Raw genomic sequence first — 21245 nt, 5'->3', positions numbered from 1 at the left:
TAAAAGGGGTAGAAAAAGATGAAAAATAAAAAATTATCGTTAATAGCGGTATTTATAGTAGGAATAATGTTAATAGTTACAGGTTGCGGAAATAGTGGTGCAAAATCCTCTGCTGATAATAACAGTACTAGTGGAAGTCAAAAGCCAATACCTGTAAGATTTGGTGTAGATGCAAGTGCATTTTCTATAGAATTTCAGGTAGCAAATGCAAAGAGTTATTTTACTAAAAATGGAATACAACCACAATTAGTTAATTTTTCTTATGGTATTGATACTATAAATGCAGCTTTGGCAGATCAGGTTGATGTAGGATTAGCAGCAGATTTTGCGGCTCTTTCAAGATTTAACAGTGGAGATTTAAGACTTTTAAGCTTCCTTAATACTGGTAAAGCTGAGAATACCAAGTATGTAGCACGTGATGGTATAACTTCTCCAGAACAGTTAAAGGGAAAATCTATTGGAGTTGCGAGGGCTACCGTAGGTGAGTATGCTCTAGCTAGATATTTAGAAAAATATAATATAAAATCAAATGAAGTTAAAATACAAGGTTTTACATCAACTGCTGAAGAAATAGCAGCATTTGAAAGAGGAGATATCAAAGGAGGATTTTTTGGTGGAGTTGATCTTGACAAAGTGGTACAAACTCCAGGGGCTAAGGTTATAGGAACTCAAGCCGATATACCTTTTCAATCACGTGGTTTCTTAATAGTAAAGGATAAACTTTTAAAGGAAAAACCAGAAGCAGCTAAAAAGATAATATTGGCTTTAGATGAAGCTGCAAAATTTATAAATGCAAATCCAGAAGCAGCAGCTGAAATTGATGCTAATGTAATCCATGCACCTAAGGATGGAGTATTAAGATCATTAAAAGATTCTACTCAAGATATCCGTTTGAATGATGATGATGTTAAACAATTGCAAGATGTTTATGATTATGCTACAAAGAACAATTTAATTAAGGGTGGTTTTAATTTAAAAGATAAAATAGTAACAGACCCATTGAAGCAGTCCCTTCCATCAAAGCTTACGTATAATCCTGATAATTTTAAGTAAGAAGCTAGTAGCTATGGTGTTTGTTACATATAGTATTTTAGGAGTTGAAGAAGGACTAGCTTTGAAAAATAGTAATTAAAGTGGAATTGTGGAAAATCTGCCTCTAGTTAAGAGGCGGATTTTCTTATAAAGTTTAGATATAATATTTGATAAGCTGTCATTAGCTTTAATTAAAAAAATAAAATGATAATATAAAAAGACTTAATAATTTGAATAAGTACATATGAATATTAGTTCATTAGAACTTATAATTTGTTTTGGGGTGATGATAAATGGGAAAAGATAATTCAATAGTAATTGAGAATTTAAATAAAAGTTACAGTGATGAGTGGTCAGAAGGTGGATCACAATATGTAATTGAGGATATTAATCTTCATTTAAATGGTGGTGAATTTTTTATTCTGTTAGGGCCAAGTGGTTGTGGTAAATCTACATTATTGAATATAATTGCAGGATTTATTGAAAAGACTAATGGTAAATTAGCTGTGGACAGTGAAGATATTGATAGACCAAGTAGAGAAAGGGCAGTAGTATTTCAACATCCAGATGCCTCACTTTTTTCATGGCTTACTGTAAAAGAAAATGTGGAATTTGGTTTAAAAATGAAAAAAATTAATAAAAAAGAAAGAAGTAAAATTTCAAATAAATACATAGATTTGGTCGGATTATCAGGGCATGAAAAAAAATTTCCACATGAGCTTTCAGGTGGCATGAAGCAGAGGGTTCAACTGGCAAGAGTATTGGCAAATGATTCTAAAATTTTATTAATGGATGAGCCTTTTGGAGCCTTAGATGCGCAGACAAGAAGAGTCATGCAGAAAGAATTAGTGAGAATATGGGGTGAAACTAAAAAAACTGTTATTTTTGTTACTCATGATATTCAAGAAGCAATTTTATTAGGACAAAGGATAGGAATTATGTCTAAATCACCATCAGCTAGAATTTATAAAACTTATGATGTTAATTTGCCTTATCCAAGAAATGTAACCAGCAGTAAATTTAATGAGTTGTATCAAGATTTATTATATGAATTTGAAGAGACAGTTGATAAGGGTGGTGAAAGAATTTAAATATAAGAAAACATTTATATAATTATAAGTTAAAAACATGTGGTAAAATTTTATATTAATAGTGGTTAATAATTAAATTACCACTATTTTCATGTAAATAGAAATTATCATAATTTACATATATTTAAGAGGTGAAAAATGTGCCGCCGTTAAGTATACTAATAAAGCCGTCTTCTAGCGATTGCAATTTAAGATGCAGATATTGTTTTTATCACTCAATAAGTGAAAATAGAAACATTAAATCATATGGATTTATGAATAAAGATGTTCTGGAGGAAATTGTTAAAAAATCCCTTCAGTATGCTGATGAATTTTGTACTTTCGCATTTCAAGGAGGGGAACCTACTCTAGTAGGCTTGGATTTTTATAAGCAGTTAATTGAATTTCAACAAAAATATAACACTAAAAATTTAAAAATAAATAATACATTACAAACAAATGGTATAGCTATAGATGATGAATGGGCTCAATTTCTTGTAAAAAATAAGTTTTTAGTAGGGATATCTTTAGATGGAAATAAAGATATACACGATTTATCGAGGATAGATATTAAGAATAATGGATCCTTTTACTCTGTAATGAAAACTATAAAACTTTTTAATAAATATAAGGTTGAATACAATATTTTGTGTGTTGTTACTTCTTATTTGGCAAGACATATAAACAAGGTATATAATTTTTTCAAAAAAAACAATTTCGGATATTTACAATTTATACCTTGTCTTGACCCTTTAGATGAGGAGCCTGGCAGATATGATTATTCACTTAAGCTTAATAGGTATGCATATTTCCTTAAAAACTTGTTTGATCTTTGGTATAAGGATTTTATTAATGACGATATTTTAGATATCAGGTATTTTGGAAATTTGATTCAAATGGCAATGGGATATCCTGCTGAATCCTGCGGAATGATGGGACAATGTGTGTGCTATTACGTTTTTGAAGCTGATGGAGGAGTTTATCCTTGTGACTTTTATGTTACGGATGAATGGTTTTTAGGTAATATAAAATCTCACGGTTTTGAAGAATTACGTAATTCTACTGTTGCTAAAAAATTCGTAGAAGTATCAACACATGTGAATAAGGAATGTGTTGATTGTCAGTATTTTGCATTATGTAGAGGTGGATGTAGGAGAAATAGAGAGTCATTAGAAGGGAAAGAACTTCAGTTGAATTATTACTGTTCAGCATTTAAAGAGTTTTTTGCTTATACGGAAGAAAGAATATATGGGTTAGCATATAGATTAAGTAGAAATTATAGAAGGATTAATTAAAAGTACTTTAGGGCATCAGGTACTGCACCAATAGAATCAAATAAAATAACTGAAATTAATTGCAAAGTTAACCAGGATTATGTGATGCCGCCTTTTCCAATTTATGATAATAAGCAAAATAGGGAAGATATGGCGGGATTTATATCTTCCGTAGCTGTCGCTGATGAGTGTGTAGGAATTGTGATGGAATCATTAAAAGAATCTGGATTGGATGAAAATACAATAGTAATTTATACAACCGATCATGGAATTGCATTTCGAAAAATGAAATGTAATTTGTATGATACTGAAATTGGAGTTTCGTTGATAATCCGATATCCTGGTAATAGAATGAAAGGTAAAGCAGTGGATTCGTTGATTTCCCAAATTGATATTTTCCTCACAATTTGTGAGATTTTAAAACTTGAGAAACCTTTATGGCTGCAAGGAAAGTCTATGCTTCCACTTTTAGAAGGAAGCGCTGTGAAGATACGAAATGAATTATTTTCTGAAGTTAATTTTCATGCAGCATATGAACCAATGCGGTGTATACGCACTGAGAGGTATAAACTAATTAAGTTTTATGATAGCCATGAGACGGTGGTTCCAGCTAATATAGACGATGGCTTAAGCAAGGATTTTCTTATTCAATCTGGATACTTAGAGGATAGAAGGGAAAGAGAAATGCTTTTTGATCTTTATTTAGATTCAGTAGAAAGGGTAAATCTTGTAGAAGAGGAGAGATATAAAAAAGTATATCATGTGCTATCTAAACAGCTTGATAAATGGATGAAGGAGACGAAGGATCCAATCCTTTCTGGAAGAGTGCCAAAGCCTAAAAATGCAATAGTTAATACTCTGGAATGTTTAAGTGCGGAGATGGATATTTTTGAATAGATGATTAAAATAAAAAAACAATTTAGTCAACTTTTAATTTCTTTTTATTTTCTATTGACAAGTTTAATTGAAAGGGTTATTATAAATTAAAACATATAATATTGATATGAATACTTGGAAATAACTGCTGACTAGAAAAACTAGAGGCATTCGAAAAAAAAGTAATTTTTTTGAATGCCTCTTTTTATTGTTAAAAGTGAAATAAAAAGTTTATTAGACAGCTAGGTATCTTAGGCAAAATTTAAGGGGGATGGCATTAACGTGGAAAAATATTCAAAAAATTTTTTTTTAGGAACTTTAGTAATATCTTTAATAACACTTGTAGGATGCTCAGGAAAAGTAAATAGTGGAAATTTATCAGCAAGTAAAGTTAAAACACCTATAGTTATAAAATTTGGATATCAGCCTGGTCATGCTCAAATTGTTGTGGCAAGAGATAAAGGATGGCTTAAAGATGAATTTGAAAAGGATGGAATCACATTTGAATTTGAAAAGTTTGTTTCAGGACCACCACTAATTGAGGCAATGACAGGAGGAAGACTTGATTTTGGTCAAGTTGGAGATCAACCTGCAATTCAAGCAAAAGCTAATAATGTGGATATAAAAGCTATTGCGGTGTATAACAGTACTGAAAAAGGAAATGCACTGCTTGCAACAAGTAAATCAGGTATAAATTCTTTAGCGGATTTAAAAGGTAAAAAGGTAGGTGTAACTATTGGATCTGTAGGGCAGCAGCTTTTATACATATACTTAAAATCAGTGGGATTAAAGATTACTGATATTCAACAAGTCAACCTTCAACCTGGAGATATAAAATCTAGCTTAGCTTCTAATAGTATAGATGCGGCAGTTACTTGGGAACCAAATATCACCCAAATAGTCAATTCAGGTTCAGCAAAAATAGTTACAGATGGTACAGGATATAAAAATAATGTCAATGTTATTATAGCAAAAAATTCATTTTTAAAAGAACATCCTGATGTAACAGTACGTCTTTTGAAAGTTCTTGATAAATCTGCAAGATGGATAAAAGATAATAAAAAAGAAGCAGTTGATATAGTTTCTAAAGATACCGGGATAAGTCCATCTGCATTAGAACCAATATTTGATAAAAATATATTGGATATCAATTTTACAGATGAAGAAGTGAAATCTGTAGATGATACTACAAAATTTTTAAAAGAGAATAATGTTATAAGAAAAGATGTTAAGGTTACTGATTTAATAGATAGAAGTTATTTAAAAAAAGCTGGGATTAAGTAAATAAGATATGTACATCAATAAAGGAGAGGTAACATGTTGAAGCTAGAAAGTAAAAAGCCAGAAAATAAAAAAATTAAAAAAAAAGATATAACTAGAAATATTTCAAAGGCATTGGACTATATTTTGATGTTTTTAACTCCTGTAGTGATTGTGATATTATGGGAAATATTTAGTGATAAGGGTTTTATTAATCCATCAATATTACCTTCTCCGATTATTATATGGGATACATTGGTGCAAATGGCCCAAAGTGGTGAATTGTTGAAACATCTAGTGGTGAGTTTGATAAGAGTACTAAAGGGATATGCCATAGGCTGTATTCTTGGGATTTCAATAGGAACGTTAATGGGATTGATAAGAAAATTTGAAAGATCCATAGTTCTTCTTATTGGATTATTAAGACCAATACCTGTAATTGCATGGGTGCCTATGCTTATACTTTGGCTTGGTATAGGTGAAATATCTAAGGTAACGGTCATAGCTATAGGTACATTTTGGCCAGTTTTACTTAATACAGTGCATGGAATTGTAAGCACAAATAAAAAATATTTGGAAGTTGGAGAAATACTTGAGAAAAATAAAGCAACAGTTTTATTAAAAGTTATTTTTCCATCTGCAATGCCTTCAATATTTACTGGACTTAGAATAGGAATAGGAAGTGCTTGGATGAGTGTTGTTGGAGCGGAACTTATTGCGGCCTCTTCGGGTATAGGTTATTTGATTTCTTATGCAAGAGAGTTATCACAGCCAGATGTGATGATTGTAGGTGTTATTTCTATAGGAATTATTGGGCTTTTAATAGATACTTTAATAAAGATAATACAGAAAAGAGTTTTAAGATGGAATACCAGTATACAAGATTAAGGAGGTGTTTTTATGCAGTTAGAAAAAAATTATGAAAAAGCTTTAACAATTAAAGGACTATATAAAAATTTCACAATAGATTCTGGTGAAGTAAAAGTTCTTAATAATATTAATTTAGAAATTGAGAAAAATGAATTTATATGTATTGTTGGAGCCAGTGGTTGTGGTAAAAGTACTCTTCTTAGAATCATAGGCGGACTTGAAAGACAATATGAAGGAAATGTGCATTTGAAAGAAAAACCTATAAATGGACCTGGCGTTGACAGAGGAATAATTTTTCAGGAGTCTAGGCTTTTTCCCTGGCTTACTATTGAAAAGAATGTTGAATTTGGATTGCCGGAAAAACTTGGTTCAAGTGAGAAAAAACCTATTGTTAAAAAGTATTTAGAGCTAGTTGGGCTAGAAAATTTTGCAAAGGCATATCCTTCTCAGTTATCTGGTGGTATGCAGCAACGTGTGAGTATAGCAAGAGCGCTTGTAAATAATCCTGATATATTATTGCTTGATGAACCTTTTGGTGCCCTAGATGCTTTTACTAGAATGAACATGCAGCAGGAGGTATTAAAAATATGGGAAAAAGATAAAACAACTATGATTCTGGTTACACATGATATTGATGAAGCCATTTTTTTAGCTGATCGTGTAGTTGTTATGTCAAGTCGTCCTGGAACAATTAAAAAGATAATAGACGTAAATATTTCAAGACCTAGGAAAAGGAATAATTACGATTATATAAAGATTAAGAATGAAATTTATGGTGAATTTTTTGGTAATTCTGAATCAACTGTGGAGTATTATATTTAAATTTTAATATATATTTATAAATTAGGAGGAATTAAAAAAATGAGTGATATAAAAAATCAATTGTATAAAGAATTAGAAATTAAAAATGCAGCAATGGTTGAAGGAATTGACGTTAATCCTGCAATATTTAAACACCTTAACTTAGGATTAAGCAATAGTAAATATCAAGAACAGATACACACATTATTTGAATATGATCACGAACCACATGCAGGTATAGAGTTTCCTGTGGGCTTTACTTCACCAAATGGCTTGAAAATAGCCTTTAGATGGGATAGAAGATCAAATTATGCTATCAATTACGATGGAAATAAGTATTATTTAACTTATAAAGGTAACGAAGTGTTTCCTATCGAATTTTTAAGTCGACCTGAATACTATAAATTAAAAACAACTGATGGTACAGAGATGTCTCATGTAGCTACTTATAATAGAGAAGGCACTATTTTTGTATCCTATAGTAATGAGTGCTCTTTAAAGGAAAAAGGATTGGACTGTAAATATTGCAATATAAATGCTACAAAAGATACTTATGGAGAAAAGCAGAATATACAATGGAAGTACCCAAAGCAAATTGGTGAAGCAGCAGCAGCAGCTTATAAAAATGGTGCTAAACATATAACTATAAGTGGAGGATTTGTTCCAGAGAGGAGAGAAGTTGACTATTATATTGATGTAGCTGAAGCTATAAAAGAACATACTGGATTAGAAGATTTTAATGGTACTGGTGTTATAGGAGCTCCAGCAGATCTTGAGGTTATCGATAGATATAAGGAAGTTGGATATAGAACCATTGGAATTAATATTGAAATTTGGGATAAAAATATTTTTAAAACAATTTGCCCTGGTAAAGAGCAGGAATGCGGTGGATGGGAACATTGGGTTAAAGCACTGGAACATGCAGTTAAAGTATTTGGATATGGAAGAGTAAGATCCAATATAGTTGGTGGAATTGAGCCTAAAGCTTCTACGCTAGAAGGAGTTGAATATCTTGCATCCAAAGGAGTTATATGTGGTGTAGCTGCGTGGTGCCCAAATCCAGGGTCAGAATTAGAGGGTCATCGTACTCCAGAACCTGCTTGGCATCTTGATATGGCTCATAAAGTTTATAATATATACAGGAAAGCAGGATTTACTTACGATCAATTATATGATTGCAATGCAGCGCCAACAACTTTATGCCATGATTTATATAAAATAAATGATGAGTTATTACCAGTATTCCAAGAAAAGGTTAAAGTTGTTTAAGATTAATTAAAATATATTTAAGAAAAAATAAATTCTGTTTATAAATTATAACAACAGAATTTATTTTTGAATTTTTTTAAAATTGATTATTATATTTTTAGGTTGTATAAAAGAATGTCAGGAGGAATATACATGGGACTTTTATCTACAAAAAGACCTCAAATTAGAGAAAAAAGATTAAATACATTAAGTGCATATTTAGGAAATGTAGATTTATTATTAGAAGATATAGAAAAGGAAGATGCTAGGCAGAGGATAAGAACTTTTTCTCAGACTACTTTTGATGATATTATATATACTTTGAAAGCAATTAATGGAATAGAAGATGCTGCAATAGTAATTCATGGACCATCAGGATGCAGTGCTGTTCAATTAGATTTTTTATCTAAAGATATTAGCACTAATTGGGCTGTAACTAATTTAAATGAAAAAGATTCTATACTGGGTGGGGAAAGAAAGCTAAGAGAAGCTGTTATAAAATTACAGGAAAGGTATAAACCCAATGTTATTTTTATTGTGGCTACTCCAGTAGTTGCCATAAATAATGATGACATTTTAGCAGTAATTTTAGAACTGGAAGCAAAATTAAATATTAAGATTGTTCCTATTTTCTCAGATGGATTCAAGTCTAAAAGTAGTGTACTGGGGAGTGATTTGGTATTCCATTCCCTTGTGAAATATTTAGTTGCAGATAAAGAAGAACATAATAATGAACCAAATCTAATAAATTTGGTTTCAGTGCATGAAAATCAGCAGGAATTAGATGAAATTGAAGATATTTTGAGTGAAATTGGAATAAAAGCAAATATATTACCACGCTTTGCAAATTTAAAAAATATTGAGCAGGCGTCTAAGGCTGCTCTTTCAGTGGGTATAGATAGTGACAATAGTGATTATCTGTTAAAAGCTTTAAATGAAAAATATGATACTCCATTTCTACAACCACAGCTTCCGGTTGGAATAAAAAGAACAGCTGATTGGTTTTATACTATAGGAGAAGCTTTAGGATTAAAAGAAAGAACAGAAGAAGTAATTTCTAAAACTATTAGTGAATCTAAAGAATATACTGATAGAAATAATTTAAATGGTATAAATGTATATATTAGTTTGCCTACCAGATTAGGATTTAGTGTTGCTAAATCCATAGAAGAGTTTGGAGGAAATGTAATAGGATTAACAGTTGATCATATAGACAAGTTAGATAAAGATGAATTAAAAGAATTTAAGCTAATAGATGAAAATATAAAAATACACATAGCAGATGGTCAAGATTTTGAAGAAGCAAACATTCTAAATAAAGTAAAACCTGATCTATATGTGGGTTTAAGCTATAAGAGTTCACTGGCAGCAAGGCTTGGTATTCCTGCTATTGCTATTGATAATTTAAATATAATTGGGTTTGAAGGAGTAAAAAGGTTTATTAGTCAAATTCAGAAGGCGTTGAAAAATAAATTTTTTGTTGATAGATTAAGAAAAATTAAAAATATACCTTATGAAGATAGCTGGTATAAAAAAAGTTCAAACTGGTATATTAAGCAGGAGGTAAAGTAATATGGGAGATATTAATTCTATTGAAGCATCACGTAATAGTTGCCTATTACATGGTGCAATCGAAACAATACAGGAAATAGGAGGAGCAGTACCTATTTTACATTCTACTGCTGGGTGTGGATTACAGCAGCATCTTGGAGTTAACAAAGTAAGTGGATGTAATGGTGGTGGGTACATTGGAGGTACAGCTTTACCTTCTACTAATGTTACTGAGAAGCAAGTTATATTTGGTGGAACCTCAAGGCTTCGCGAGCAAATAAAGAATACAGTAAAAATTATAAAGAGTGACCTATATGTAGTTTTAGGTGGATGTACTACGGAACTTGTGGGAGATGATATACCTGCTATGACAAAAGAATCACAAGAGCAAGGGTATCCTATTATAAATGCTAATACACCAGGATTTAAAGGAAGTATTTATAATGGATATGAAATAGCAGTTAAGACTATAATTAATGGACTACCTAAGCTTTATGATTTATCTTCTGAAAAAATTGATGGTCTTGTAAATATATTTGGGATAGTTCCAAAACAAGATGTATACTGGCAGGGAAATCTTCTAGAATTAAAAAGATTACTTGAAGCTATTGGACTTAAGGTTAATACTCTTTTTGGATTTGGTCAAGGTGTTCAGCAGTGGAAAGATATACCTAGAGCAGAATTGAACATTGTATTTTCTCCTTGGGGTGAAGAGATAGGAAAATATTTAGAAGAAAAATATGACATCCCTTATTTAGATTTTCAAAGTTTGCCTGTTGGTAATGATGATACAAGCTTATTTATAAGACAAGTAGCTAATAAAGTAAATTTAAATGAAGAAAATGTAGATGAATTTATAAATTTTGAGGAAAACAAAATAAATCATTATTTAAATAATATATCTGAGTTTTATTTTGAATATAATTTCCAAAAAGAGTTTTCCATAGTAGGAGAATCTTCCAGTGTAATAGGAATAAGTAGGTTTTTAGTGAATTCTTTAGGATTAATACCTAAAACTGTTATCATTACGGACAATCCACAGGAATCTTATTTAAATAAAATAAGAAATGAAATTAATAATTTATTACCACAAACAGAAATAGCACTGTATTTTACTGATGATAGGGGAGAAATTAATAATATTATTAAGGATAGCAAAATTGAATTATTATTTGGAAGTTCTATAGAAAATGAAATTGCTTCTAAATTAAATATACCATTACAGCATATATCTTTTCCAATTTGGAATAGTGTTGTTTTAGACAAGACGCATATAGGTTTTAAAGGAGCAATTACTTTATTAGAGGATTTAGGTACTTTAATTCGCAATTTTAAGGCTGAACCTTTAGATAAAAGTTTAATATCGTAATTTTAGATTAAGAAATAATGGTGCTGAATAGATAAAGTAATTGAATTTTATGGGGAGGTAATAACCATGGGATATCCAACTATATACCCAACCGGGGTTACAATTTATAACCCTAAAAAGGCATGGAGTGGCTACACTATTTTTCAGGCAGCAGATTTAGGTGCATTATTAATAAGTATGAATGGTGAAGAAGTTAAATTGTGGAGAAATTTAAGGGGATTTCCAAATAAACTATTTCCAGGTGGATATGTACTAGGTAGTACAGGTGAGCGAAATCCTAAATATGGATTTCAAGATTTGATTGATTTGGTGCAGGTAGATTGGGAAGGAAATGTTGTTTGGAAATTTAACAAAACTGAACTCATAGAGGACCCTGGTGAAGAGTCTCAATGGATAGCCAGACAGCATCATGATTATCAAAGAGAAGGTAATCCAGTTGGGTACTATGCACCTGATTTAGCTCCAAAAGTGGACAAAGGTAATACTTTTATTCTTACACATGAAAATGTTAAAAATTCTGCGATATCTGATAAGGTTCTTTTAGATGATAAAATTATTGAAGTTACTTGGGATGGAAAAATTGTTTGGGAATGGAGAGCAAATGAGCATTTCGATGAATTTGGTTTTGACGAAGCAGCTAAAACTACTATATATAAAGATCCTAATATAAGACCTTTAGGTGACAATGGTGTAGGAGATTGGCTTCATATTAACTCAATATCATTACTTGGACCAAATAAATGGTTTGATAATGGAGACGAAAGGTTCAGTCCAGAAAATATTATTCTTGATAGCAGGGAAGCAAACATTATAGCAATAATAGATAAGAAAACAGGAAAAATTGTTTGGAAAATAGGACCACATTATGATACAAGTGAAGAACTTATTAATTTAGGATGGATAATAGGTCAGCATAATGTACACTTAATACCTAAGGGATTACCAGGAGAGGGTAATATACTTATATTTGATAACGGTGGATGGGGTGGATATGGTGCTCCAAATCCAAGTTCACCAAATGGTATCAAAAATGTTCATAGGGATTATTCAAGAGTACTTGAAATTGATCCTATAACCTTAAAAATTGTATGGCAATATACACCTAAAGAAGCTGGACTTATAGAACCTTTAGATTCTGTTAGATTTTATAGTCCATTTATAAGTAATGCACAGCGTTTACCAAATGGTAATACTCTTATAACAGAAGGCTCAGATGGTCGTATATTTGAAGTTACAAAAGAACATGAAATAGTTTGGGAATATATAAGTCCTTATGATGGTAAAGGTAAGGCAAAAATGAATATGGTTTATAGAGCTTATAGAGTGCCTTATGAATGGGTACCACAGTTAGATAAACCAGTAGAGACAGCTATAAATAAGCTTGATAAAAATACTTTTAGAGTTCCAGGAGCAGCTGGCTTAGGGCGTAAAATAGAAACTGAGGTAAATGGAACTCAAGAATATAGAGGAAGAGATGAATCTAATTTTTGTGTTATAACAAATAAAGAATTAGATGAGGAAAATAATTAAGTCTTAGCAATGGTTCTAAGGTTTATCCCCTAACTAATTCAATGTTTAACATTCTCCATTACATGCTGCATAAATTCATCTGGAGTAACAATTCTTACTTTTGAATTGTTACTCAGTTGATCTACTACATACTGTACATCACTCATAGTTTTACTCCAAGCGTGTACATATACGAAAGTATAGGCATCTGTAAAATTTACATCTGTATAACCAGAAGAAACATAGGAATTAATTTTATTAACTAATTGATCATTATCTTCAAGTTTGGACCAAAGCAAATCTCTACAGGATACTATGGGTTTATTATTAGACCATATAATTTTTCCCTTATAATCATTTTGCTTGCTAAAATTTAAGTAAAATAAGCCATGTATATTAGGCTGCTTTGTGTATTTATCCCAAAGATTTACGTTATCCAATGCCCAATCATCTAGAATTGATACATATTTTTGGTCTGTATTTTTCATATAAGTATTTAGCTTTTTAATTTGTATATTTAAAGCAGTTTCATCAAATTTGCTTGGATACATATAACCATTGCCGGAAGGTGATACAACAAAATTATCATTGTTAATACCAAATTTGGCATTTTTATAATATAGTTTTAGTACAGTTGGAGCTAAATCATAAAGTGATGGTGTAATAGTCCAGCCCATATTGAAATTTCCTCTATCTTTAGATCCATACCATTTGGGAGAAGCATAATTTTTACCAAGATTCCACTGTTGGTTGTCTCCGTCAGACATTATAAAGGTCACATAATGTACATTGTTTTCCTGAATTACTTTAGGATGACTGTTTTGAGTTATGGGTAAGGATGGAAAGCTGCTTAATACAGTTAGATTATAAGTCCAGTCTGAAGGTACTGTATTTACGCCATATTTTGAGGCTTCCTTTATATTATTGTATTCATCTGGACCCCATCCAAGACAAATGGAATCTTTTTTTGCAGCCTTAAATACCTTATCTCTAAGGGAAAAATCCTTTGGATTATCTTCATAAAATATTAGAGATTTCGTCATAATGGCGTAATCTCGTAAAGGGCCTGCTTTAGTTGGAGATAATTGTACTATAATAGAATGATTTAGTCCTTTGTTCCACAGGTTATCATATGCCCAGTACTTATCTGTATTACTGCAATCTCCCTGCAACTTAGTTATACCCTTTGATTTTACTTTTTCCTCAATGGATTTTTCTACAATAATTGAGTTCTTTAAAGCTGCCAGAGAGGAAGCATTATTTATAGAAGGATCATTTTTATTATTTTTACTATATATTACATAGCCATCTACATAATCCTTAAATTTATTTAATACTTCCCAGGGGTCTTCAATTAATTCATATTCTATAGAGTAATTATCCTTTAAATCTCTTAACCATATTTCATAGTCTGGTTCTCCAAGGCTTAGAGTGTAAATTTGAGAAGTAGAGCGATTATTTACCTGACCTTGAAGTGTAACAATCATAGCTTTTTCGGCATCAGTCATTTTACTTAGAGATATTACATAAAGCTTTGTAGGCTTTATACTGTTTTTTATATAATATGAACTAGGTGCTTTAGCATTTACTTCTGAAAAAATTAGAGAAATAAACAACATTAAAAATGCAAATACAATAAAAATATTAGTAAAGAATTTTTTTGAATCCAAGGTTATCTCCTCCTACAAGGGTAGTATAAACATCATTGTAGGATTTATGTAATTATTATTAAACAAGAAAAAAGAGTTGTCTACAATGTACATTAATGCATTTTAAGACAACTTCAGTATATTTCTTAGAATTAAATTCAAGTATACATGCTGTAATATATGTTGCAGTAAATTATATTCATAATAATAAAATATTTATTGTATTTAAGCAGCTGCTATCTAAATGTTATTTATTAAATGAACAAGTTTAATTGCAATGTATATATCTAAAAAAATATATAGTATTTAAAAATATTTGAATTGTTTTTTACGGTTTTTTCTACATCTGTGATAATAGAAGTTTTTTCTAAAACAATTTTTTCATTTCCGTATATTTCCTTGTATACAGCCTCTACAAGGAATTGAATATTTAACCTGTCTTTTATTCTAAGAGCAAATTCTCTGTCGGTTTCATAGGAATATTTTATTATATTTATAGTTTTTAATCTTTTTAATGTAAAATTATATAAAGGTATTAAAGATTCACTATTTTTTATTTTTTTAATAATGAATTTTCTTCTTATAAATCTAATTAGTATATATAAAATAATTATACATATGATTATAATTATATATTTGTAATTTTGAATTTTTTTAATAAAATCAATATTGATTATTTTTCCATTTAGATTATTCTGTTTTTCTTTATCAGTGATTTTTTCATTTGCAGCATTAGTTGTATTCATTTGATTGACAACATTAGGACCCCTTAATTGATTATTTCCTGTTTGAGTAGAGGTTTGGTTATTTCCTGCATTTCCTTGCTGTGGAGTAGTCTCTACGTCATTTGCAGCACTATTTTCATAGTCGGCAGTGGGAGTAGTTTCTAATATTGACCAAAATCCTTTATCTGCAGAAGTAAGTACTTCAGCCCAAGCATGAGCATCATAGGATCTTATAATGTATCTTCCTCTATTGTCTACTTTTCCTCTAACTTTAAAACCTTCTACATATCTAGCAGGTATGCCAACAGCTCTACATAACATTACGGCAGCTGTAGCAAAAGATTTACAGTAACCCTTTTTTTCATTAAACAAAAAGAAATCAACATAATCTGGAGAGTTAGTATTCATTGCATCGGGCTGTAAGCTGTATTTATAATTATTAAGTAAATAGTTCTTAATAAGTTTTAATCTTTCATTATTATCGGAAGCTGAAGCAGTTATTTTATGTGCCAATTCACGTACTCTTTGAGAACTGGTAAATTTTAAAGAGTCATTAATTATATCGTATTTCATGTTATTCTGAGTAATACTTTGATAGATGTTATTTATATCATTTTTGTATGGTGAATTAAAATAATCATCAGTAGTTTCTGTATCACTGTAATCATAGTAGTTTATAGTGTAATTAGATTGAAGTTGTCCTACTAAATAATTTTCGTTATCATACATAGAAATACTTGAATTCTGTGGAGAAATTACCTTTGTAATATAATTAGGTGACATCATAACATCACCAAAACTGTTGTCCAAATTTTGAATGGAAAGAGTTTTAATCTTGGTTCCCTTCTCCTTATTATATTGAATATTTCTTTTTGCAAGTCCATTATTAGACATGGAATCAGCTGCGTTTAATACTTGATTAGCCTTTATTGAAGGCAGGGATCTATTTTCTATCCATCTATTATAATTGTAATCATAATATACTTTTGTTTTCATATAACTAGGTACATCTCCACTTACGAGAGAAAGCTTTATGTTATTTACTTGTAATTTACTGCCAAGAAAAGATGTTTTACTTGTATTTAAACCAATGGTAGCAAAGTTTGAGGGAATATCTTGATTAATATTCACTAGATTATTAAATTTATATTGGAATAAATCTGCTTCTTCACCAGATTTAGAAGGCGTAAACCAATATATAATAGTGGAAAAGATAATACATATTATTAGATAATAAATAATTAAGGATTTACTATAGTTCTTTTTAACCTTCGTACTAAGTTTAAATAAACTGTAATTTATGAATATCAAAAAAATATATAGTGGTAGTACATATTTTACTGCATCATTAAAATTTAATAAATCATATAATACTAATAGGCAAGTATTAATTAATGTTACTACTATTCCTAGATTTAGTTTGCATAGAATTAAATATAAAAATGTTAATATAGGTATTATAAAAATATAAAATGAAGAAATTAATGAAAAATCTACAGGAGAATTTGTAGTTGTTAAGCTATTTATTTTTAGTGCCAAATTCATCAAATTATTAGACAATGACATAATATAAACGTATTTGTAAATAGTCACACATACAATTGATAGTAAAAGTGCAGCTAATAAAAATAAAAGGAATTTTTTATTTCTATTTATGATAATAATATAGCTTATTAACTCAAATACTAATAAAGTTATTGCAAATAATACTATTATATTTTTGTAGGAGATATTTATGACAATATATGCCTTATTAATTAAAATAATAGCCAATATAACATTTAATACAGCTATGGGTATATAAAATTTTTTCAATGTATCACTTCCTCTAAAGGGTTACCTTCACTACTTTTACATTAGTATTACGCAGTAAATTCTTTGTTTTATTGGGGACATCTAAAAGTGTAAAAATAATTAAATTTTCACAATCAGCTGATATTTTTGAAATTGTTTTTGCGTGCATAGGTAATATTGTGTAAGTTATTATAAATATGAATTTATGATTTTCAATAGTTTGAAATTCTTTTTTCAGTACTTTATCAAAAAAATTACCATGCCCTAGACTTTTGTGCTCTAAATAATAGGATAAAATAGAGTAATAATCTTCTGTATTTTCCAATTGGAAAGAAGAAGATTTTAGATTTTCAATATATAAGTAAATAGCTTCATTTTTCCACAATAAATATTTGATTATGGATAAGGAAAAAGAAACTAGGCCTTCATCTGTTACAGTAGGAAAAGTACCTGGTAGTGATAGGATGTTTGTCATATCTACATAAATGGCAATATTACATTTTTTTATAGTATCGAATTTTTTTACATACAAATTATTTTTTTTAGCACTTAATTTCCAGTGTATATTCTTAAAATTATCTCCTTCCATATATTTATCAATGTATGAATAGGTATCCGAAGTATGTGTATTTGGATTATTTTTAGAGAAATTACTTACATTGTCTATAAGCTTTTGAATTTCTAAAGGTAATCTGATATTTCTTGGGTATACAGTGAAAGTAAATTTGTTATTAAAATTTATTTTTCTTGAAGATATTAAAAATAAGTCATGTATTTCCAGTAAATAATTTTCTGCATTATAAATTCCTCTGGAAGGTACTTTAAAGTTTAATTGAATGTCAAGCTTTTTAAAGGGTAACAAAGTAACACTTTCATTTAAATTTCCCTTTGCATCAATGAAATTGGACAAAAAGTTTACATTAGAATATAAGAATAGACTTCTATTATGAAAATGTAAGGAAATTTTTATATTCTCGCCTGTAAAAAATTTCTTATTTTCCAAATTTAGATTAGATGTTATGTATCTTTTGGAGAATAGCAGCGAAAGCAATGAAACTAGAAACATTAATAAAAATACTAAGAATAAAGAATTAATTGTTTCTTTCCCATAAAAATAGTAAGCTGAAATTAGTAAAGCTAAAGTAATTATAAAAGAAAGCTTAAATTTTATCATGCATATTTAATATTTGGTACTGATATTTCTTTCATTATGCTGTCGATAATGTCGGATATATTAGTGCCGTTAAATTTTTCTTCTTTTGATAATATTATTCTATGGGAAAGTACTTTTTTTACATTTTCTTTAACATCATCTGGAATTACATAATTTCTTTCATGTATATATGCAGTTGCTTGTGATATCTTTAATAATGCAATAGAAGTTCTTGGGGATGCTCCTAAAAATAATTCATTACAATTTCTTGTTTTATTTACAATATCAACTATAAATTCATATATTCCAGTGCTTACATTTACCTTTTTAGCCTCACTTTGATGCTGCTTTAATTCATCAAGAGTTATAACTGGCAGTATATGCTCTAGTGGATCTTTTGTTCTATAAGTAGAAAGTATTTTTATTTCTTCATTTTTTGTAGGGTAGCCTAAAGATAATCTTAGTATAAATCTGTCAAGGACAGCTTCTGGCAAGGAAAAAGTACCGGAATACTCCAATGGGTTTTCAGTAGCCATCACTATAAAAGGGGGAGCCAATAGGTAAGTATTATTTCCATCACTAACTTGACCTTCTTCCATTACTTCAATTAGTGCACTTTGAGTTTTAGGAGAAGTTCTATTTATTTCATCTGCTAAAATCATGTTGGCAAAGATTGGCCCTTTTTTGAAATTAAATTCATGAGTATTTGGATTATAAATAGAAACTCCTAATATATCGGAAGAAAGTATATCTGGAGTAAATTGAATTCTGTTAAAATTTAAATCTATGCTTTTGCTTAAAGCTTTTATTAACATAGTTTTACCAACACCAGGCACGTCTTCAATGAGAACATGTCCTCCAGCTAAAATTGCCTTTAATATATCTAAAACTACTGATTCTTTTCCAATTACCACCTTTGATACATTTTCTATGTCTTTTCTCAAACTAATCTCCTCCAAACATTTGATGATATTAGGCATATGAAAATAAATAGACCTGGCATACTGACTGGTTATTTATCTGAATGTGCCTTATTAATAGTATAATATTATAGTTATGTATAAGTTAATAAATTGCTTTTATTAATAAAATATTTATTGTGATCAAATCTTTTCTATTAATATTATTAATTAAATGCATAATTTTTAATCATAATTTGCATACTATATTAATTATAATACTTTAAAATGATTAAATAATAAAATTTTTTGAATTTTGCATAATTATTATATCATAAACAGAGTTCTAAGTATCAGTATTTTTGATACTTAGAACTCGTTGTCCTTTAGGGTAAATCGTTATCCAGGGACGTAGCCACTCTTTAATCACACAAGTAGAGAACCAAAATCTTCGATTTTATGTGAATGGATTTTATAGAGTATAATGGGAATATTAGAGTGGGTAGTCATCGGACAAAAATAGACTTCTTAGATTTACAGAAATTTTACTACCTCTGAATTTAAGAAGCCTTTATTATAATGAGTATGGTTAATGCTCATTGAAATAATTAAAAGAAATTTTAAATTTATAATTCTTGTGAAAGAAGTCCTTTATTAGAAAAAATAGTTTTGGTATTTATCCATTCGCCTATATTTGAAAATATCTTTTTATTGCATAATTCATTATGCAGAGAATGATATAATCCCTCATAAATTTTAAGAGTACACAGATTATCAGGAACTCTTTGTGCAAAAAGTTTACTTGCCTCAGAGGAAGTTATTTTATCTGAATCGCCATGAATTAGTAATAAAGGTACATTAAATTTTGAAGCGTTATCTATAGCCCATATGCCTGCTTTATATGCTGCAGTAAAAAGTCTAGCTGAAATACAGCTGTGGGTCAATGGATCTTTTGAATAGGCCTGCATAATTTCTGGATTATGGGATAATGCAGCTTCATTAACTATATTATCTACTAAAAATGATGGACATATTTTATTGAGTAAAAATGCAAAATATAGTTTTGATTTTGGCGGATTTGAATAAAGACTGAGCCATGGACTACTTATTATTACACCAGCTACCTTTGGCCTGCGCCTTAATATATAATTCAATGTTAAATTACCACCAAAGCTATGGCCATAAAATAATATAGGCAAATCTTTAAAATGATTTTTAGTAGAAGTTAACAATATATCTATATCGCTCATAAAAGCTTCATAAGAAGGGGTATGACCTCTTTTACCTTCAGATTTTCCATGACCTCTAAGGTCAAAGGCTGCTACTGCAAAATTATTTGTATTAAAATAATTTACTAATCCTTGGTACCAATTACTATGATCACCAAGACCATGAATTATACATACTACACCTTTTACATTTCCATCAGGAATCCATTCTCTAAAAAATAATGAAGTACCATCTATAGCATTATGTGAAAATTCTTTTATTTTCATATATAATCACTCCAATTCATAAGTATTTTAGTGTTATTTCTATATAAATTACCCACACATTAAAGTGGTTTTTTATTTTAATATTAGTATTTATATATACATATTTTATACAATACCAAGTATTCCTATATGCATTATATAAAATATAACATTATAATTTCTAAATGTCTATAGTTTTATAAAAATAAATGAAATATATAAGACATATGAAAATAAATATATTAGAAAAAATAGATAAAATTAGTATAATAGCATATGATAGCTTTTTTATGAATGATTATTAAACTAATGCGGAGGTCACAATGCGTATCAAGACAAGACTGCCGTTGATGATAATTTTATTATCTTTAATATCTTTATTTGCAGTGAGCTTTTTAATATATAATTATACTTCCAAAACTCTTACAGATAATGGTAAAAATAATATATTACAGATAAGTAAAGGAGAAAGTTATACTTTAATAGAAATTATTGATGGACAAAAAAAGAAGTAGAACTTTTATCAGAGAATTCAAATGTAAAAAGTGTATTAGAAAATAGGCTTATAAATAGAGATAATTCACTTTTTAGTTCACCACAGGCAATAAGTTTGAGAAATGAGCTTAAACAGAGAAAAGCTAATCTTTCTGAAATTCAACATTCCTTTGTAGTTGATTTGCAAGGTAATAT

Annotated in this window: 17 protein-coding genes; 12 read left to right on the top strand and 5 right to left on the bottom strand. The window is 29.4% G+C overall.

The window, feature by feature from the left end; translation table 11 throughout:
• Window positions 1-18 precede the first annotated feature (18 nt).
• From CLOPA_RS19530 to CLOPA_RS19480, 11 genes are all read left to right on the top strand, one after another.
• Complete coding sequence (locus CLOPA_RS19530) at window positions 19-1053, top strand: ABC transporter substrate-binding protein (RefSeq protein ID WP_015617152.1); 1035 nt, start codon at window positions 19-21, stop codon at window positions 1051-1053.
• A 272-nt stretch (window positions 1054-1325) separates the two neighbouring features.
• On the top strand, window positions 1326-2123 hold the full coding sequence (locus CLOPA_RS19525) for an ABC transporter ATP-binding protein (protein ID WP_015617151.1): 798 nt from the start codon (window positions 1326-1328) through the stop codon (window positions 2121-2123).
• Window positions 2124-2263: 140 nt separating this feature from the next.
• The gene (locus CLOPA_RS19520; protein ID WP_015617150.1) at window positions 2264-3397 is read left to right on the top strand and encodes an anaerobic sulfatase maturase; all 1134 of its coding nucleotides are present in this window, start codon (window positions 2264-2266) and stop codon (window positions 3395-3397) included.
• A gap of 84 nt (window positions 3398-3481) precedes the next feature.
• Window positions 3482-4273, top strand: a complete 792-nt coding sequence (locus tag CLOPA_RS19515) for a sulfatase/phosphatase domain-containing protein (RefSeq protein WP_051115673.1) — start codon at window positions 3482-3484, stop codon at window positions 4271-4273.
• 261 nt (window positions 4274-4534) lie between these two features.
• Complete coding sequence (locus tag CLOPA_RS19510) at window positions 4535-5536, top strand: ABC transporter substrate-binding protein (RefSeq protein ID WP_015617149.1); 1002 nt, start codon at window positions 4535-4537, stop codon at window positions 5534-5536.
• A 33-nt stretch (window positions 5537-5569) separates the two neighbouring features.
• Complete coding sequence (locus CLOPA_RS19505) at window positions 5570-6400, top strand: ABC transporter permease (RefSeq protein ID WP_015617148.1); 831 nt, start codon at window positions 5570-5572, stop codon at window positions 6398-6400.
• 12 nt (window positions 6401-6412) lie between these two features.
• On the top strand, window positions 6413-7204 hold the full coding sequence (locus tag CLOPA_RS19500) for an ABC transporter ATP-binding protein (protein ID WP_015617147.1): 792 nt from the start codon (window positions 6413-6415) through the stop codon (window positions 7202-7204).
• A 39-nt stretch (window positions 7205-7243) separates the two neighbouring features.
• Complete coding sequence (locus CLOPA_RS19495; protein ID WP_015617146.1) at window positions 7244-8452, top strand: radical SAM protein; 1209 nt, start codon at window positions 7244-7246, stop codon at window positions 8450-8452.
• Between the two features lie 132 nt (window positions 8453-8584).
• Window positions 8585-10003 (top strand): nitrogenase component 1, encoded by a 1419-nt coding sequence (locus tag CLOPA_RS19490; protein ID WP_015617145.1) that lies wholly within the window; start codon window positions 8585-8587, stop codon window positions 10001-10003.
• 1 nt (window position 10004) lies between these two features.
• Window positions 10005-11351 carry a nitrogenase component 1 gene (locus tag CLOPA_RS19485; protein ID WP_015617144.1) on the top strand — a complete coding sequence of 449 codons (1347 nt, stop codon included), beginning with the start codon at window positions 10005-10007 and terminating at the stop codon, window positions 11349-11351.
• 66 nt (window positions 11352-11417) lie between these two features.
• Window positions 11418-12881 carry an aryl-sulfate sulfotransferase gene (locus tag CLOPA_RS19480; RefSeq protein WP_015617143.1) on the top strand — a complete coding sequence of 488 codons (1464 nt, stop codon included), beginning with the start codon at window positions 11418-11420 and terminating at the stop codon, window positions 12879-12881.
• Between the two features lie 38 nt (window positions 12882-12919).
• On the opposite strand, the gene CLOPA_RS19475 is transcribed toward CLOPA_RS19480, so the two are convergent.
• The 5 genes from CLOPA_RS19475 to CLOPA_RS19455 form a co-directional block, all read right to left on the bottom strand.
• Window positions 12920-14530: a GxGYxYP domain-containing protein gene (locus CLOPA_RS19475; RefSeq protein ID WP_015617142.1), complete on the bottom strand. Its 1611-nt coding sequence runs from the start codon at window positions 14528-14530 to the stop codon at window positions 12920-12922.
• Window positions 14531-14796: 266 nt separating this feature from the next.
• Window positions 14797-16365, bottom strand: coding sequence for a transglutaminase-like domain-containing protein (locus CLOPA_RS19470; protein WP_242834234.1), 1569 nt, complete (start codon window positions 16363-16365; stop codon window positions 14797-14799).
• Window positions 16366-17062: 697 nt separating this feature from the next.
• Window positions 17063-18031, bottom strand: coding sequence for a DUF58 domain-containing protein (locus CLOPA_RS19465; RefSeq protein ID WP_242834233.1), 969 nt, complete (start codon window positions 18029-18031; stop codon window positions 17063-17065).
• A 167-nt stretch (window positions 18032-18198) separates the two neighbouring features.
• Window positions 18199-19161, bottom strand: a complete 963-nt coding sequence (locus tag CLOPA_RS19460; protein WP_080648350.1) for an AAA family ATPase — start codon at window positions 19159-19161, stop codon at window positions 18199-18201.
• A gap of 545 nt (window positions 19162-19706) precedes the next feature.
• Entirely contained in the window at window positions 19707-20576 is an 870-nt protein-coding gene (locus CLOPA_RS19455) for an alpha/beta hydrolase (RefSeq protein ID WP_015617138.1), read from the bottom strand.
• Between the two features lie 302 nt (window positions 20577-20878).
• On the opposite strand from CLOPA_RS19455, the gene CLOPA_RS25350 reads away from it, so the two are divergent.
• Window positions 20879-21070 carry a hypothetical protein gene (locus tag CLOPA_RS25350; protein ID WP_155241944.1) on the top strand — a complete coding sequence of 64 codons (192 nt, stop codon included), beginning with the start codon at window positions 20879-20881 and terminating at the stop codon, window positions 21068-21070.
• Window positions 21071-21245: the final 175 nt, after the last annotated feature.

Origin of the sequence: Clostridium pasteurianum BC1, assembly GCF_000389635.1 — a bacterium.
Classification (GTDB): domain Bacteria; phylum Bacillota; class Clostridia; order Clostridiales; family Clostridiaceae; genus Clostridium_I; species Clostridium_I pasteurianum_A.
Note: the sequence above shows the minus strand (reverse complement) of the source record. Positions and strands in the feature narration are given on the sequence as shown.

What these genes read in the sequence shown, in the direction of transcription:
- CLOPA_RS19485 (WP_015617144.1), top strand. Translation starts at nt 10,005, where the DNA reads ATGGGAGATATTAATTCTATTGAAGCATCACGTAATAGTTGCCTATTA.
- CLOPA_RS19500 (WP_015617147.1), top strand. Translation starts at nt 6,413, where the DNA reads ATGCAGTTAGAAAAAAATTATGAAAAAGCTTTAACAATTAAAGGACTA.
- CLOPA_RS19495 (WP_015617146.1), top strand. Translation starts at nt 7,244, where the DNA reads ATGAGTGATATAAAAAATCAATTGTATAAAGAATTAGAAATTAAAAAT.
- CLOPA_RS25350 (WP_155241944.1), top strand. Translation starts at nt 20,879, where the DNA reads ATGCGTATCAAGACAAGACTGCCGTTGATGATAATTTTATTATCTTTA.
- CLOPA_RS19505 (WP_015617148.1), top strand. Translation starts at nt 5,570, where the DNA reads ATGTTGAAGCTAGAAAGTAAAAAGCCAGAAAATAAAAAAATTAAAAAA.
- CLOPA_RS19490 (WP_015617145.1), top strand. Translation starts at nt 8,585, where the DNA reads ATGGGACTTTTATCTACAAAAAGACCTCAAATTAGAGAAAAAAGATTA.
- CLOPA_RS19460 (WP_080648350.1), bottom strand. Translation starts at nt 19,161, where the DNA reads ATGCCTAATATCATCAAATGTTTGGAGGAGATTAGTTTGAGAAAAGAC.
- CLOPA_RS19480 (WP_015617143.1), top strand. Translation starts at nt 11,418, where the DNA reads ATGGGATATCCAACTATATACCCAACCGGGGTTACAATTTATAACCCT.
- CLOPA_RS19525 (WP_015617151.1), top strand. Translation starts at nt 1,326, where the DNA reads ATGGGAAAAGATAATTCAATAGTAATTGAGAATTTAAATAAAAGTTAC.
- CLOPA_RS19515 (WP_051115673.1), top strand. Translation starts at nt 3,482, where the DNA reads ATGCCGCCTTTTCCAATTTATGATAATAAGCAAAATAGGGAAGATATG.
- CLOPA_RS19455 (WP_015617138.1), bottom strand. Translation starts at nt 20,576, where the DNA reads ATGAAAATAAAAGAATTTTCACATAATGCTATAGATGGTACTTCATTA.
- CLOPA_RS19530 (WP_015617152.1), top strand. Translation starts at nt 19, where the DNA reads ATGAAAAATAAAAAATTATCGTTAATAGCGGTATTTATAGTAGGAATA.